Below are 14,408 nucleotides of genomic sequence, written 5' to 3' on the forward strand. Positions count from 1 at the left end.
AGCCTGATTTAGGAGAAAGTCCATGAAATTGCCGATTTACCTTGATTACTCAGCGACCACCCCGGTTGATCCGCGTGTCGCGCAAAAGATGAGCGAATGCCTGCTGGTTGACGGAAACTTCGGTAACCCGGCGTCCCGTTCCCACGTTTTCGGCTGGAAAGCCGAAGAAGCAGTGGAAAACGCTCGTCGCCAGGTCGCTGACCTGGTGAATGCCGACCCACGTGAAATCGTCTGGACCTCCGGTGCAACCGAGTCCGACAACCTGGCAATCAAGGGTGCGGCGCATTTCTACGCGACCAAAGGCAAACACCTGATCACCACCAAGATTGAGCACAAGGCTGTCCTCGACACCATGCGCCAACTGGAGCGTGAAGGTTTTGAGGTTACCTACCTTGAGCCAACCACCGACGGTATCGTGACCCCTGCGATGATCGAAGCCGCGATGCGTGAAGACACCATCCTGGTTTCCGTGATCCACGTGAACAACGAAATCGGCACCATCAACGACATCGCCGCCATCGGCGAGCTGACCCGCTCCAAGGGCGTGTTGCTGCACGTCGACGCTGCTCAGTCCACCGGCAAGGTCGATATCGACCTGTCGAAACTGAAAGTCGACCTGATGTCGTTCTCTGCCCACAAGACCTACGGCCCTAAAGGCATCGGCGCCCTCTACGTGAGCCGCAAGCCTCGCGTACGTATCGAAGCCACCATGCACGGCGGCGGTCACGAGCGCGGCATGCGTTCGGGCACCCTGGCGACCCACCAGATCGTCGGCATCGGCGAAGCGTTCCGTGTGGCCAAGGAAGACATGGCTGCCGAAAACGTGCGCATCAAGGCCCTGAGCGATCGCTTCTACAAGCAGGTCGAGCACCTTGAAGAGCTGTACATCAACGGCAGCATGACCGCCCGTGTACCGCACAACCTGAATTTGAGCTTCAACTACGTCGAAGGCGAGTCGCTGATCATGGCGCTCAAGGACCTGGCGGTTTCGTCCGGTTCGGCCTGCACCTCGGCTTCCCTTGAGCCGTCTTACGTCCTGCGCGCCCTGGGCCGCAACGACGAACTGGCTCACAGCTCGATCCGCTTTACATTCGGCCGTTTCACCACCGAAGAAGAAGTCGACTACGCCGCGCAGAAAGTCTGCGAGGCCGTCACCAAGCTGCGTACCTTGTCCCCGCTGTGGGACATGTACAAGGACGGTGTCGACATTTCCAAGATCGAGTGGGCGGCACACTAAATATAGAAGCCGCCACCCAAAAGGCTCTGTAAAGACGTGGCGGAAAACGCAGGCGTATTTGCAGGGTTCCAGAGCGGCCCTGATGAGTGAGGATTCAGTACCATGGCTTACAGCGAAAAGGTCATCGACCACTACGAAAACCCGCGCAACGTCGGCAAGATGAACGCGGAAGACCCTGATGTCGGCACCGGCATGGTCGGCGCTCCGGCGTGCGGCGACGTTATGCGCCTGCAGATCAAGGTCAACGAAGCTGGCGTTATCGAAGACGCCAAGTTCAAGACCTACGGTTGCGGTTCGGCCATCGCCTCCAGCTCCCTGGCGACCGAATGGATGAAAGGCAAGACCCTGGATGAGGCTGTGACTATCAGCAACACCCAGCTGGCCGAAGAACTGGCCTTGCCGCCAGTGAAAATCCACTGCTCGGTACTCGCAGAAGACGCTATCAAGGCGGCCGTTCGCGACTACAAGCAAAAGAAAGGCTTGATCTAAGCAATTTGGCGACGAGTAAGGAGTCACGATGGCTATCAGCATGACAGAAGCGGCTGCGCAGCACATTCGCCGCTCCCTGAATGGGCGCGGTAAAGGTGAGGGGATTCGTCTGGGTGTTCGCACCACGGGCTGTTCCGGCCTTGCCTACGTGCTGGAGTTTGTCGACGAGGTGGTCGAGGAAGATCAGGTGTTCGAGAGTCACGGCGAAAAAGTGATCATCGACCCGAAAAGCCTGACCTACCTGGACGGCACCGAACTCGATTTCGTCAAGGAAGGGTTGAACGAAGGCTTCAAGTTCAACAACCCCAACGTACGCGGTGAATGTGGCTGCGGCGAAAGCTTCAACATCTGAGGCTGATCGTGGGTACTCCTTGTCATTTCGCTTTGTTCGAGCTGCAGCCGAGTTTTCGACTGGACCTTGAACAGCTTGCCACGCGCTACCGTGAATTGGCGCGTGGGGTGCATCCGGACCGCTTCGCTGACGCTTCCGAGCGTGAGCAACGCCTGGCGCTGGAGCAATCAGCCAGCCTCAACGAAGCCTATCAGACGCTCAAGAACCCTCCCAAACGCGCGCGCTACCTGCTCGCGATGGGCGGTCGCGAGCTGCCGCTTGAAGTCACGGTCCAGGACCCTGATTTCCTGATGCAGCAGATGCAATGGCGCGAGGAGCTTGAAGAACTGCAGGACGAGGCTGATCTGGCCGGAGTCGCAGTGTTCAAGCGCCGTCTGAAAGTGGCCCAGGATGAACTCAACGAAAGCTTCGCAGCCTGTTGGGATGATGCGGCGCAACGTGAACAGGCCGAACGCCTGATGCGGCGCATGCAGTTCCTCGACAAGCTCACCTACGAAGTGCGCCAGTTAGAAGAGCGCCTCGACGATTAACCCAGTGCCGCCCAGGTTGCACGCCTGATATACAGATAAGTCCTGATTACCATGGCCCTACTGCAGATCGCCGAACCCGGTCAAAGTCCTCAACCGCACCAGCGTCGTCTGGCGGTCGGGATTGACTTGGGCACTACCAATTCGCTGGTCGCTGCATTGCGCAGCGGTCTTTCCGAGCCGCTGCCCGACGCGGATGGCCAGGTCATCCTGCCGTCTGCCGTGCGTTATCACGCTGACCGCACCGAAGTGGGCGAGTCGGCCAAGCTGGCGGCGTCTACCGATCCTTTGAATACCGTGCTGTCGGTCAAGCGCTTGATGGGTCGTGGTTTGTCCGACGTCAAGCAGCTGGGCGACCAGCTTCCATACCGCTTTGTCGGCGGCGAATCACATATGCCGTTCATCGACACGATCCAGGGCCCGAAAAGCCCGGTGGAAGTGTCGGCCGATATCCTCAAGGTCTTGCGCCAGCGCGCCGAGACCACCTTGGGTGGCGAACTGGTAGGTGCGGTGATTACTGTTCCTGCATATTTCGATGACGCTCAGCGCCAGGCCACCAAGGATGCGGCGAAACTTGCCGGCCTGAACGTGCTGCGCCTGCTCAACGAGCCGACCGCAGCCGCTGTGGCTTACGGCCTGGATCAGCACGCCGAAGGCCTGGTGGCTATTTACGACCTGGGCGGCGGTACCTTTGATATTTCGATCCTGCGCCTGACCGGCGGTGTCTTCGAAGTGCTGGCTACCGGTGGCGATACCGCCCTGGGTGGCGATGACTTCGATCACGCCATTGCTGGCTGGATCATCACCAGTGCCGGCTTGTCTGCCGACCTGGACCCGGGTGCGCAACGTAATTTGCTGCAAACTGCCTGTGCCGCCAAAGAAGCGCTGACTGACGCTGCGTCGGTTGAAGTTTCCTACGGTAGCTGGTCGGCTCAACTGACCCGCGAAGCGTTCGATTCGTTGATCGAACCGATGGTCGCCCGCAGCCTGAAAGCCTGCCGCCGCGCCGTGCGTGATTCCGGTGTCGAGCTGGAAGACGTGGTCGCCGTGGTCATGGTGGGTGGTTCGACCCGCGTGCCGCGTGTTCGTGAGGCGGTCGCTGAAGCCTTCGGCCGTCAGCCGCTGACTGAAATCGACCCGGATCAAGTGGTGGCTATCGGTGCCGCGATCCAGGCCGATACCCTCGCCGGTAACAAGCGTGATGGTGGCGAACTGCTTCTGCTTGACGTGATCCCGTTGTCCCTGGGGCTGGAAACCATGGGCGGCCTGATGGAGAAGGTGATTCCACGCAACACCACCATCCCCGTTGCCCGCGCCCAGGACTTCACCACGTACAAAGATGGTCAGACGGCCATGATGATTCATGTGCTGCAGGGCGAGCGTGAGCTGATCAGCGACTGCCGTTCCCTGGCGCGCTTCGAATTGCGCGGCATTCCGGCGATGGTGGCTGGTGCGGCGAAGATTCGCGTGACCTTCCAGGTCGACGCCGACGGCTTGCTCAGCGTTGCCGCTCGCGAACTGGCCTCCGGCGTTGAAGCCAGCATCCAGGTCAAGCCGTCCTACGGCCTGACCGACGGTGAAATCGCCAAGATGCTCAAGGATTCGTTCCAGTACGCCGGTGACGACAAGGTCGCCCGCGTGCTGCGTGAGCAGCAAGTCGACGCCCAGCGCCTGCTCGAAGCGGTGCAGGGCGCCCTGGAAGCTGACGGCGAGCGTCTGCTGGATGCCGAAGAGCGCATGGTCATCGACCTGCAAATGCAGGAACTGGCTGAATTGATGAAAGGCACCGATGGTTACGCCATCGAGCAACAGACCAAGCGCCTGTCGCAAGTGACCGATGCCTTTGCCGCCCGTCGTATGGACCAGACGGTAAAAGCCGCCCTGGCGGGCCGCAACTTGAATGAACTTGAGGATTAACTGATGCCGCAGATCATTTTTCTGCCACACGCCGAGCATTGCCCGGACGGTATGGTTGTGGAGGCTGAGACCGGCAAGTCCATTCTCGAAGTCGCTCACGATAACCACATCGAGATCGAAAGCGCCTGCGGCGGCGTTAACGCCTGTACCACGTGCCATTGCATCATCCGCGAAGGTTTCAATAGCCTGGAAGAGGCTGATGAGCTGGAAGAGGACTATCTTGATAGGGCGTGGGGCCTTGAGCCGACGTCGCGATTGAGCTGTCAGGCAAAAGTGGGAACAGAAGACCTCACCGTCGAGATTCCGAAGTATTCGCTCAACCATGCCGCCGAAGCGCCGCATTGATTCAAGGAAATGTCATGAGCCTGAAATGGGTTGATGTACAAGAAATCGCTATACAACTTGCTGAAGCTCACCCGGATGTCGATCCTCTGTCGGTGAACTTCGTCAAGTTGCGCAACCTGGTGATGCAGCTGCCGGAATTTGACGACATCCCGGATCGGGGTGGCGAAAAGGTTCTTGAGGCGATACAAGGCCTGTGGATCGAAGAAGCAGACTGAATCGCCTTTTTACGCAGTTAGGCAATACCCAAGAACCCGCGTATAATTCGCGGGTTTAATTTTTCGCAAATTACCGTTTCTGGAGTTACACCATGGCTGTTCAACGTACTTTCTCCATCATCAAGCCTGACGCTGTTGCAAAAAACGTCATCGGCGAGATCACCACTCGTTTCGAAAAAGCCGGCCTGAAGGTTGTAGCTTCGAAACTCAAGCAACTGTCCAAGGCTGAAGCTGAAGGCTTCTACGCTGAGCACAGCGCTCGTGGTTTCTTCGGCGACCTGGTTGCCTTCATGATCTCCGGCCCTGTTGTTGTTCAGGTTCTGGAAGGCGAAAACGCTATCGCTCTGAACCGTGAGCTGATGGGCGCTACCAACCCTAAAGAAGCTGCTGCCGGCACCATCCGTGCTGACTTCGCTGAATCGATCGACGCCAACGCCGTTCACGGTTCGGACTCCGAAGCCGCTGCTGCCCGCGAAATCTCGTACTTTTTCGCTGCTACTGAAGTAACCGCTCGCTAAGCATTGGCTTAAAAGAGCGAAGGTGAATCCATGACTACATTGACTGCAAAAACCAACCTGCTGGGTCTGACTCAACAGGAAATGGAAAAATTCTTCGACTCAATCGGGGAGAAGCGTTTTCGTGCCGCTCAGGTAATGAAGTGGATTCACCATCTTGGCGTCGATGATTTCGACGCCATGACGAACGTCAGCAAGGCCCTGCGCGACAAGCTCAAGGCCATTGCCGAAGTTCGCGGCCCCGAAGTGGTCAGCGAGGACATTTCCACCGACGGCACCCGTAAGTGGGTGGTGCGCGTGGCGTCCGGCAGCTGCGTCGAGACCGTGTACATTCCCCAGGGCAAGCGCGGCACTCTGTGCGTTTCGTCCCAGGCAGGCTGTGCCCTGGACTGCAGTTTCTGCTCCACCGGCAAGCAAGGTTTCAACAGCAACCTCACTGCCGCCGAAGTCATCGGCCAGGTGTGGATTGCCAATAAATCGTTCGGCAGCATCCCGGCGACCGCCGACCGTGCCATCACCAACGTGGTGATGATGGGCATGGGCGAGCCGCTGCTGAACTTCGACAACGTTGTCGCGGCCATGCACCTGATGATGGACGACCTGGGCTACGGTATCTCCAAGCGCCGCGTGACCCTGTCGACCTCCGGCGTGGTACCGATGATCGATGAGCTGGCCAAGCACATCGACGTCTCCCTGGCGTTGTCGCTGCACGCACCGAATGACGCATTGCGTAACCAATTGGTGCCGATCAACAAGAAGTATCCGCTTAAGATGCTGCTCGAATCTTGCCAGCGCTACATGGCGACCTTGGGCGAAAAGCGTGTGTTGACCATTGAGTACACCATGCTCAAGGACATCAACGACAAGGTCGAGCACGCGGTCGAGATGATCGAGTTGCTCAAGAACGTACCGTGCAAGATCAACCTGATTCCGTTTAACCCGTTTCCCCATTCTGGCTATGAGCGGCCGAGCAACAACGCCATCCGCCGTTTCCAGGATCAACTGCACCATGCAGGCTTCAATGTCACCGTGCGCACCACCCGCGGCGAAGACATCGATGCGGCATGTGGCCAATTGGTAGGACAGGTGCTGGATCGCACCCGTCGCAGCGAACGTTATATCGCCGTGCGTGAATTGAGTGCCGCCGACGATATGCCGCAAAGCGCCGCGACTCGAACCTGAGAGAGGATCTCTATGCCCTTGCGCCTTGCGCTGCTTTTGCTTGTTGCCAGCCTCGCGGCTGGCTGTGTTTCATCGGGCCATGACAGCCCGTTGCAAACCGGCAAGGGCCGTGACGAAGCGCGAGCTGCCTATGTGCAGCTGGGCTTGGGGTACTTGCAGCAAGGGATGACCGAACAGGCCAAGGTGCCGCTGAAAAAAGCCCTCGAGCTGGATGGCAGCGACGCCGACGCCAATGCTGCGTTGGCCTTGGTGTTCCAGGCCCAGGCCGAGCCCGAATTGGCCGATCAATATTTCCAAAAGGCCCTGGCCACACGCCCTGGCGACCCAAGACTGCTGAATAACTACGGCAGTTTTTTGTTTGCGCAGAAACGTTATGCCCAGGCATCCGAATATTTCCAGCAGGCTGCGGCCGATACCCTCTATCCTGAGCGTTCGCGGGTTTTCGAGAACCTGGGGGTGACCTCAATGCTTCTCGGCCAGCGCGACACCGCACGCCAGCAACTGGAAAAAGCCCTGCACCTGAACCAGCGCCAGCCACGGGCCTTGCTCGAAATGGCTGAGTTGTCCTTCGAAGACAGGCATTATGTGCCGGCACGTGACTATTACGAGCGTTTTAGCCTGCTGAGCGGGCAAAATGCACGTAGTCTATTGCTCGGTGTGCGCCTGGCGACGGTTCATGAAGAACGCGACAAGGCCGCACGTTTTGGCCAGCAACTCGAACGACTCTATCCCGGTACGCCGGAATATCAGCAATACCTGTCGGAGCAATGATGAAAGCGGCGCACCCGGAAGTTGTAGCAGCTAATCGTGGAAACCCAGGCGAGACCTTGCGTCAGGCCCGCGAAAGCAATGGTTGGTCGCTGGCAGAAGTGGCCCTCAAGCTCAATTTGACCACGACTTCATTGGGCAACCTTGAAGCTGGCGCATTCGACAAGCTGCCAGGGCACACCTTTGCCCGCGGCTATATCCGCGCCTACGCCAAGTTGCTGGGTATCGACCAGGCTGCATTGGTCCAGGAGTTCGACCAAATCACCGGTACCGATTCCCAGGGCAGCAATGTCCATGGTCTTGGCCGCATTGAAGAGCCTGTGCGGGTTTCCCACACCATTTTGCGCATTGTCAGCCTGTTGCTGCTCATCGCCGTGATCGGCGGTGGTTTTGTATGGTGGCAGGATCAGACCGCCCAGCGTGGCAAAGACTTGTCCAGCAACGCCATGGAGCACGTCGAAGTCGAAAGCGCCGACGGCACCACCCAGATTCATCCGTTGGATGAGCCGGAAGACCAGGCCGTGGCCCAGGGGCAGGCGGCGCCTGAGGCAGAGCCAAGCGCCGAGCAGCCTGCGCCCGAAGCAGGTACTGCCGCCGCAGTGGCACCCGTCGCACCCGCTCCAGCGGTTGCAGTGACGCCTGCTGCTCCAGCTCATACGCCAGCAACGCCAGCAGTACCGGCGCAGGCTCCGGCAACAACGGCTCCCGTCGCCCCGGCGATTTCCGCGCCAACCACCCCGGTACTGATCGCCGGTGATGGTCGAGTCCAAATTACCTACGTCGCTGACTGCTGGACGCAAGTCTCCGATGGCAACGGCAAGGTGCTGTTCAGTGGTCTGAAGCGTAAGGGAGATACACTTGACCAGGGCGGCAAGCCTCCTTTGACGCTGCGTCTGGGCTTTGCCCGTGGCGCGCAAGTGGCCTACAACGGCCAGCCTGTGGACGTGGCGCCGTTCACCAGTGGCGAGACTGCTCGCCTCAAGTTGGGACAATAAAGTCATGCACGGCGAATCTCCAATCAAACGTCGCGTATCGCGCAAGATCTGGGTCGGCTCGGTGCCGGTGGGCGGCGATGCCCCCATCGCAGTACAAAGCATGACCAACAGCGACACCAATGATGTGGCGGCCACTGTCGCCCAGATCAACCGCCTGGAAGCGGCGGGCGTTGACATCGTGCGTGTATCCGTACCGGATATGGACGCTGCCGAAGCCTTTGGCCGCATCAAGCAACTGGTCAAGGTGCCGCTGGTCGCCGATATCCACTTCGACTACAAGATCGCGTTGCGCGTGGCCGAGTTGGGCGTCGATTGCCTGCGGATCAACCCGGGCAACATCGGTCGTGAAGACCGGGTTCGCGCCGTGGTGGATGCCGCCCGTGATCGCGGGATTCCAATTCGCATCGGCGTCAACGCCGGCTCCCTGGAAAAAGACCTGCAAAAGAAATACGGCGAGCCGACGCCGGCCGCACTGGTCGAGTCCGCGCTGCGCCACGTTGAACACCTCGAACGCCTGAATTTCCAGGACTTCAAGGTCAGCGTAAAGGCTTCCGACGTGTTCATGGCGGTAGAAGCGTACCGCCTGCTGGCCAAGGAAATCGTCCAGCCGCTGCACCTGGGTATCACCGAAGCCGGCGGTTTACGCTCAGGCACAGTGAAATCTGCGGTGGGTCTCGGTATGCTGCTGGCCGACGGGATTGGCGATACTATTCGCATCTCCCTCGCGGCAGACCCGGTAGAGGAAGTGAAAGTCGGTTACGACATTCTCAAATCCCTGCATTTGCGTTCCCGTGGCATCAACTTCATTGCCTGCCCGAGCTGCTCGCGGCAGAACTTCGACGTGGTGAAAACCATGAACGAATTGGAAGTACGCCTCGAAGACCTGCTGGTGCCGCTGGATGTCGCGGTGATCGGCTGTGTGGTCAACGGGCCGGGTGAGGCCAAAGAGGCCCATGTGGGCCTGACCGGTGGTACGCCAAACCTGATTTACATCGACGGCAAGCCGTCGCAGAAATTGACGAATGACAATCTGGTGGATGAGCTGGAACGGCTGATCCGCCAGAAAGCGGCCGAAAAGGTCGAAGCTGACGCAGCGGTTATCGCGCGCGGCTGATCGAACGAATTTAAGGATTTGATGTGAGCAAGTCTCTGCAAGCCATTCGTGGCATGAACGACATCCTGCCTGAGCAGACGCCCCTGTGGCGCTACTTCGAGGGCACTGTCGCGCGCCTGCTGGATAACTACGGTTACAAGCAGATCCGCATGCCGATCGTCGAGTTCACCGAGCTGTTCAAGCGCTCCATCGGTGAAGTGACCGACATCGTCGAAAAAGAGATGTACACCTTCGAAGACCGCAACGGTGACTCCCTGACCCTGCGTCCGGAAGGTACTGCCGCGTGTGTGCGTGCGGTGCTCGAACATGGCCTCACCGGCGGTGGCCAGCCGCAGAAGCTCTGGTACATCGGCCCGATGTTCCGCCACGAGCGTCCGCAGAAAGGCCGTTATCGCCAGTTTCACCAGATCGGCCTGGAAGTCTTCAACCTAGACGGTCCGGACATCGACGCCGAGCTGATCGTGCTGACCTGGCGCCTGTGGGGCATGCTGGGCATCCGCGATGCGGTCAAGCTTGAACTCAACAGCCTGGGCACCAGCGAATCCCGGGGCCGCTACCGCGAAGCCCTGGTGGAATTCCTGTCGGCCCACCTGGACAAGCTGGACGAAGACAGCCAGCGTCGCCTGAAAACCAACCCGCTGCGGGTACTGGACACCAAGAACGCCGAGACCCAGGCCGTACTGGTGGACGCGCCGAAAATGGCCGACTACCTGGACGACGAGTCCCGTATCCACTTCGAGGGCCTCAAGGCTCGCCTGGATGCAGCCGGTATTCCTTACGTCATCAACCCGAAACTGGTGCGTGGCCTCGATTACTACAGCAAGACCGTGTTCGAGTGGGTCACCGACAAGCTCGGCGCCCAAGGCACGGTGTGTGCCGGTGGTCGTTACGACGGCCTGGTCGAGCAGATGGGCGGCAAGCCGACCACCGGCGTAGGTTTTGCCATGGGCATCGAGCGGCTGATCCTGCTGCTGGAAACCCTGGAGCAGGTTCCCGAAGAAATCTCCCGTCAGGTGGACGTGTACTTCTGTGCCTTTGGCGAGGCGGCCGAACTGGCTGCCCTGGCCCTGAGCGAGAAACTGCGCGACCAACTGCCGAACCTGCGCCTGCAAGTCAATGCCGGCGCCGGCAGCTTCAAAAGCCAGTTCAAGAAAGCCGACAAGAGCGGTGCGTTGTATGCACTGATCCTGGGTGATGATGAGTTGGCCCAGCAAGTGGTAAGTTTCAAACCCCTGCGTGGTCAGGGTGAACAACAAAGCATTGCCTTTGATGCGCTTGCAGCGCACCTGGCCACCTGCATCGTGCAGGGTTGAAGCTGTCAAACAGCCGATTTAGCGATTAAGGAGTATTGGGGTGTCGAGTACTGATGATGACCAGCTGGCCGAGTTCAAAGACTGGTGGCAGCGCAACGGCAAGCCCCTGGTCACTGGCGGCTTGCTGGCTTTAGTAGTGGTGTTCGGCTGGCAAGCCTGGCACAAGTATCAGGCTAACCAGTCGCAAGGCGCCTCGATTATCTATCAGCAACTGCTGGAAACCACGCTGACGCCAAACGGCAAGCCTGACCTGGCCCAGGTTGCAGACCTGGCCGGCAAGCTGAAGAGCGAATTCGGCGGTAGCACCTACGCGCAATACGGCAGCCTGTTCGTCGCAAAAGTTGCGGTCGACAACGGCAAGCTGGATGACGCCGCCTCCGAGCTGAAAGCCATCACCGACAAGCCGGCCAACCCGACACTGGGTGAAATCGCACGTCAGCGTCTGGCTCAGGTACTGGCGGCACAGAACAAGGCCGACGAAGCACTGAAACTGCTCGACGGCGATGCTGACAAGGCATTCCTGGCCACTCGTGAAGAGCTCAAGGGCGACCTCCTGGTCCAATTGGGTCGTACCGACGAAGCCAATGCTGCGTACCAAAAAGCCAAGGCGGCGCTGTCTGATGAAGCGGCGGTCGGTGGCTTACAAATCAAGCTCGACGACTTGGCCAAAGGGGATGCGTGACGTGATCCGTTGGAAACATGCAGCATTGCTGGCTCTGGCCGTTTTGGCCGCGGGTTGCAGCAGCAACAGCAAAAAAGAACTGCCTCCGGCCGAGCTGACCAGCTTCAAGGAAGAAGTGGTCCTGCAAAAGCAGTGGAGCCGCTCCATTGGTGACGGTCAGGGCGATCTGTACAACCTGATGGTCCCGGCGATCGACGGTGACACTATCTACGCCGCTGATTCCACCGGTGTTGTGGTCTCCATGGATCGCATGAACGGCGACGTCAAGTGGAAGAAAGACCTCGAACTGCCTGTGTCCGGCGCCGTTGGCGTGGGTTCTGGCCTGGTGATGCTCGGCACGCTGAAAGGCGACGTCGTGGCACTGGATTCGAGCACCGGTGAAGAGAAATGGCGCGCTCGCGTGACCAGTGAAGTGCTCTCGCCACCGGCTACCAACGGTGACGTGGTTGTCGTGCAGACCCAGGATGACCGTGTGATCGGCCTCGACGCCGCCACCGGTAACCAGCGCTGGTTGTATGACAGCACGCCGGCGGTCCTGACCTTACGCGGTACCAGCGGTCCGGTTGTGACCAGCAACCTGGCACTGGCAGGCCTGTCGACCGGTAAAGTGGTCGCCCTGGACACCCAGAACGGCGTGCCGGCCTGGGAAACCCGGGTCGCGATTCCTCAAGGTCGTTCGGAACTGGACCGCGTAGTGGACATCGACGGTGGCTTGCTGCTGTCGGGTGATACCCTTTACGTCGCTACTTATCAGGGCCGTGTTGCGGCGCTGGACGTGCAGAGCGGCCGGATCAACTGGCAGCGTGATGCTTCCAGCTACGCCGGTGTCGCCCAAGGGTTTGGCAGCGTCTACGTAAGCCTGGCGTCCGGCACCGTTGAAAGTGTCGACGAGCGTTCCACCACTGCGTTGTGGAGCAACGACTCCCTGGCCCGCCGTCAGTTGTCGGCACCGGAAGTGTTCTCCAGCTACGTGGCGGTAGGCGACTTTGAAGGTTACCTGCACCTGCTGAGCCAGGTGGACGGTCGCTTCGTGGGTCGCGAACGTATCGACAGCGACGGCCTGCGTGCCCGTCCGCTGGTGGTAGGTAACATGCTTTACGTGTATGGCAACAGCGGCAAACTGGAAGCGCTGACCATCAAGTAATGGTTTGACTATGCTTGGGGTAATTCCCAGGCGGCCCTGCTTCGGCAGGGCATGCGGCGCTTTCGAGCGCTGCCCCGAGCACCAGCCGCTGCCTTGCAGCGGCTTTTGTATTTTCTGAAATAACGAAGTGGAGAGCCGCATGGTTCCCGTAATCGCCCTGGTGGGCCGACCGAACGTCGGCAAGTCCACCTTGTTCAACCGCCTGACCAGGACTCGCGACGCCATCGTCGGCGACTTGTCCGGTCTGACCCGTGATCGCCAATACGGTGAGGCAAAGTGGCAAGGGCGCTCCTACATTATTGTCGACACCGGTGGTATCTCCGGTGACGAGCATGGCATGGACGAAAAGATGGCCGAGCAGTCGCTGCTGGCCATTGAAGAAGCTGATGTCGTGTTGTTCCTGGTGGACGCCCGCGCGGGCTACACCGCTGCAGACCAGATGATTGGCGAGCACCTGCGCAAGCGCAACAAGCGTTCCTACGTGGTGGCCAACAAGATCGACAATATCGATCCTGAAATGGCCCGCGCCGAGTTCAGCCCGATGGGCCTGGGCGACGCGATCCCGATCGCCGGTGCCCACGGTCGCGGCATCACCCAGATGCTGGAAATCGCCCTGCGCGACTTCCCGCGTGATGACGTGGATGAAGTCGAAGGCGAAGAAGAAATCGTTGCCGAAGGCGAGGAAGCCAAGCGCATTCCTGGCCCAAGCGAAAAAGACGGTATCAAGATCGCGATCATCGGCCGTCCGAACGTCGGCAAGTCGACCCTGGTCAACCGCATGCTCGGTGAAGACCGGGTAATCGTCTATGACGAGCCGGGCACCACTCGCGACAGCATCTACATCCCGTTCGAGCGTAACGACGAGAAGTACACGCTGATCGACACTGCCGGTGTGCGCAAGCGCGGCAAGATCCACGAAGAAGTTGAAAAGTTCTCCGTGGTGAAAACCCTGCAGGCGATCAAAGACGCCAACGTGGTGATCTTCGTCATGGACGCCCGCGAAGGCGTGGTAGACCACGACCTGAACTTGCTGGGCTTTGCCCTGGAAGCCGGTCGCGCCCTGGTGATTGCGATCAACAAGTGGGACGGCATGACGCCGAGCGAGCGCGACTACGTCAAGGTCGAGCTGCAGCGTCGTCTGTTCTTCGTCGAGTTTGCCGATATCCACTTTATCTCGGCACTGCACGGTACCGGCGTGGGTAACCTCTACGCCTCGGTGCAGAACTCGTTCAAGTCCGCGGTCACCCGCTGGCCAACCAACCGCCTGACCCAGATTCTTGAAGATGCGGTCAGCGAGCACGCGCCGCCGATGGTCAACAACCGTCGGATCAAGCTGCGCTACGCTCACTTGGGTGGTGCCAACCCGCCGATTATCGTGATTCACGGTAACCAGCTGGAGAAGGTGCCGAAGTCCTACGTGCGTTACCTGGAAAACACCTATCGCCGTGTCTTGAAACTGGTCGGTACGCCGATCCGTATCGAGTTCAAGGGTGGCGAGAACCCGTACGAAGGTAACAAGAACAGCCTCACCGACCGCCAGGTAAACAAAAAGCGCCGGATGATGACGCACCACAAGAAGGCCGACAAAAAGCGCCGCGACAAGCGCTGATCCT

The 14,408-nt window shown here is 59.4% G+C and carries 16 protein-coding genes; all 16 read left to right on the forward strand.

The features are described from left to right. The first annotated feature begins 22 nt into the window (after positions 1-22). Positions 23-1,237: an IscS subfamily cysteine desulfurase gene (locus HX824_RS21060; protein WP_008438290.1), complete on the forward strand. Its 1,215-nt coding sequence runs from the start codon at positions 23-25 to the stop codon at positions 1,235-1,237. 102 nt (positions 1,238-1,339) lie between these two features. Continuing rightward, the gene (iscU, locus tag HX824_RS21065; RefSeq protein WP_003209682.1) at positions 1,340-1,726 is read left to right on the forward strand and encodes a Fe-S cluster assembly scaffold IscU; all 387 of its coding nucleotides are present in this window, start codon (positions 1,340-1,342) and stop codon (positions 1,724-1,726) included. A 28-nt stretch (positions 1,727-1,754) separates the two neighbouring features. Then, positions 1,755-2,078 carry an iron-sulfur cluster assembly protein IscA gene (gene iscA / locus HX824_RS21070; RefSeq protein WP_003209680.1) on the forward strand — a complete coding sequence of 108 codons (324 nt, stop codon included), beginning with the start codon at positions 1,755-1,757 and terminating at the stop codon, positions 2,076-2,078. 8 nt (positions 2,079-2,086) lie between these two features. Next, positions 2,087-2,608 carry a co-chaperone HscB gene (gene hscB / locus HX824_RS21075; RefSeq protein WP_008438289.1) on the forward strand — a complete coding sequence of 174 codons (522 nt, stop codon included), beginning with the start codon at positions 2,087-2,089 and terminating at the stop codon, positions 2,606-2,608. Positions 2,609-2,659: 51 nt separating this feature from the next. Next, positions 2,660-4,522 carry a Fe-S protein assembly chaperone HscA gene (hscA, locus tag HX824_RS21080; protein ID WP_087695132.1) on the forward strand — a complete coding sequence of 621 codons (1,863 nt, stop codon included), beginning with the start codon at positions 2,660-2,662 and terminating at the stop codon, positions 4,520-4,522. Positions 4,523-4,525: 3 nt separating this feature from the next. After that, positions 4,526-4,867 (forward strand): ISC system 2Fe-2S type ferredoxin, encoded by a 342-nt coding sequence (fdx, locus tag HX824_RS21085; protein ID WP_003209674.1) that lies wholly within the window; start codon positions 4,526-4,528, stop codon positions 4,865-4,867. A 14-nt stretch (positions 4,868-4,881) separates the two neighbouring features. Then, on the forward strand, positions 4,882-5,082 hold the full coding sequence (gene iscX / locus HX824_RS21090) for a Fe-S cluster assembly protein IscX (protein WP_003209673.1): 201 nt from the start codon (positions 4,882-4,884) through the stop codon (positions 5,080-5,082). A gap of 92 nt (positions 5,083-5,174) precedes the next feature. Further along, on the forward strand, positions 5,175-5,600 hold the full coding sequence (gene ndk, locus HX824_RS21095; RefSeq protein WP_003175956.1) for a nucleoside-diphosphate kinase: 426 nt from the start codon (positions 5,175-5,177) through the stop codon (positions 5,598-5,600). A 30-nt stretch (positions 5,601-5,630) separates the two neighbouring features. Next, positions 5,631-6,779 carry a 23S rRNA (adenine(2503)-C(2))-methyltransferase RlmN gene (rlmN, locus tag HX824_RS21100; protein ID WP_003209670.1) on the forward strand — a complete coding sequence of 383 codons (1,149 nt, stop codon included), beginning with the start codon at positions 5,631-5,633 and terminating at the stop codon, positions 6,777-6,779. A 12-nt stretch (positions 6,780-6,791) separates the two neighbouring features. Then, positions 6,792-7,550, forward strand: coding sequence for a type IV pilus biogenesis/stability protein PilW (pilW, locus tag HX824_RS21105; protein ID WP_003209669.1), 759 nt, complete (start codon positions 6,792-6,794; stop codon positions 7,548-7,550). Continuing rightward, positions 7,550-8,542, forward strand: a complete 993-nt coding sequence (locus tag HX824_RS21110; RefSeq protein ID WP_003209667.1) for a RodZ family helix-turn-helix domain-containing protein — start codon at positions 7,550-7,552, stop codon at positions 8,540-8,542. The genes pilW and HX824_RS21110 overlap by 1 nt, the downstream gene beginning before the upstream one ends. Positions 8,543-8,546: 4 nt before the next feature. Next, the gene (gene ispG / locus HX824_RS21115) at positions 8,547-9,656 is read left to right on the forward strand and encodes a flavodoxin-dependent (E)-4-hydroxy-3-methylbut-2-enyl-diphosphate synthase (RefSeq protein WP_003209666.1); all 1,110 of its coding nucleotides are present in this window, start codon (positions 8,547-8,549) and stop codon (positions 9,654-9,656) included. A 23-nt stretch (positions 9,657-9,679) separates the two neighbouring features. Further along, on the forward strand, positions 9,680-10,969 hold the full coding sequence (hisS, locus tag HX824_RS21120; protein WP_003209664.1) for a histidine--tRNA ligase: 1,290 nt from the start codon (positions 9,680-9,682) through the stop codon (positions 10,967-10,969). Between the two features lie 40 nt (positions 10,970-11,009). After that, positions 11,010-11,651: a tetratricopeptide repeat protein gene (locus tag HX824_RS21125; RefSeq protein WP_003209663.1), complete on the forward strand. Its 642-nt coding sequence runs from the start codon at positions 11,010-11,012 to the stop codon at positions 11,649-11,651. Next, entirely contained in the window at positions 11,644-12,795 is a 1,152-nt protein-coding gene (gene bamB / locus HX824_RS21130; protein ID WP_003209662.1) for an outer membrane protein assembly factor BamB, read from the forward strand. The genes HX824_RS21125 and bamB overlap by 8 nt, the downstream gene beginning before the upstream one ends. Positions 12,796-12,934: 139 nt before the next feature. Continuing rightward, entirely contained in the window at positions 12,935-14,404 is a 1,470-nt protein-coding gene (gene der / locus HX824_RS21135) for a ribosome biogenesis GTPase Der (RefSeq protein ID WP_003209661.1), read from the forward strand. Positions 14,405-14,408: the final 4 nt, after the last annotated feature.

The sequence above is a fragment of the Pseudomonas sp. D4002 genome (assembly GCF_013385665.1).
Taxonomy (GTDB): Bacteria; Pseudomonadota; Gammaproteobacteria; order Pseudomonadales; family Pseudomonadaceae; genus Aquipseudomonas.

Excerpts from the sequence above, each read along its gene's own strand:
- HX824_RS21060 (WP_008438290.1), top strand. The coding sequence starts at position 23 with ATGAAATTGCCGATTTACCTTGATTACTCAGCGACCACCCCGGTTGAT.
- iscU (WP_003209682.1), top strand. The coding sequence starts at position 1,340 with ATGGCTTACAGCGAAAAGGTCATCGACCACTACGAAAACCCGCGCAAC.
- iscA (WP_003209680.1), top strand. The coding sequence starts at position 1,755 with ATGGCTATCAGCATGACAGAAGCGGCTGCGCAGCACATTCGCCGCTCC.
- hscA (WP_087695132.1), top strand. The coding sequence starts at position 2,660 with ATGGCCCTACTGCAGATCGCCGAACCCGGTCAAAGTCCTCAACCGCAC.
- fdx (WP_003209674.1), top strand. The coding sequence starts at position 4,526 with ATGCCGCAGATCATTTTTCTGCCACACGCCGAGCATTGCCCGGACGGT.
- iscX (WP_003209673.1), top strand. The coding sequence starts at position 4,882 with ATGAGCCTGAAATGGGTTGATGTACAAGAAATCGCTATACAACTTGCT.
- ndk (WP_003175956.1), top strand. The coding sequence starts at position 5,175 with ATGGCTGTTCAACGTACTTTCTCCATCATCAAGCCTGACGCTGTTGCA.
- rlmN (WP_003209670.1), top strand. The coding sequence starts at position 5,631 with ATGACTACATTGACTGCAAAAACCAACCTGCTGGGTCTGACTCAACAG.
- pilW (WP_003209669.1), top strand. The coding sequence starts at position 6,792 with ATGCCCTTGCGCCTTGCGCTGCTTTTGCTTGTTGCCAGCCTCGCGGCT.
- HX824_RS21110 (WP_003209667.1), top strand. The coding sequence starts at position 7,550 with ATGAAAGCGGCGCACCCGGAAGTTGTAGCAGCTAATCGTGGAAACCCA.
- ispG (WP_003209666.1), top strand. The coding sequence starts at position 8,547 with ATGCACGGCGAATCTCCAATCAAACGTCGCGTATCGCGCAAGATCTGG.
- bamB (WP_003209662.1), top strand. The coding sequence starts at position 11,644 with ATGCGTGACGTGATCCGTTGGAAACATGCAGCATTGCTGGCTCTGGCC.
- der (WP_003209661.1), top strand. The coding sequence starts at position 12,935 with ATGGTTCCCGTAATCGCCCTGGTGGGCCGACCGAACGTCGGCAAGTCC.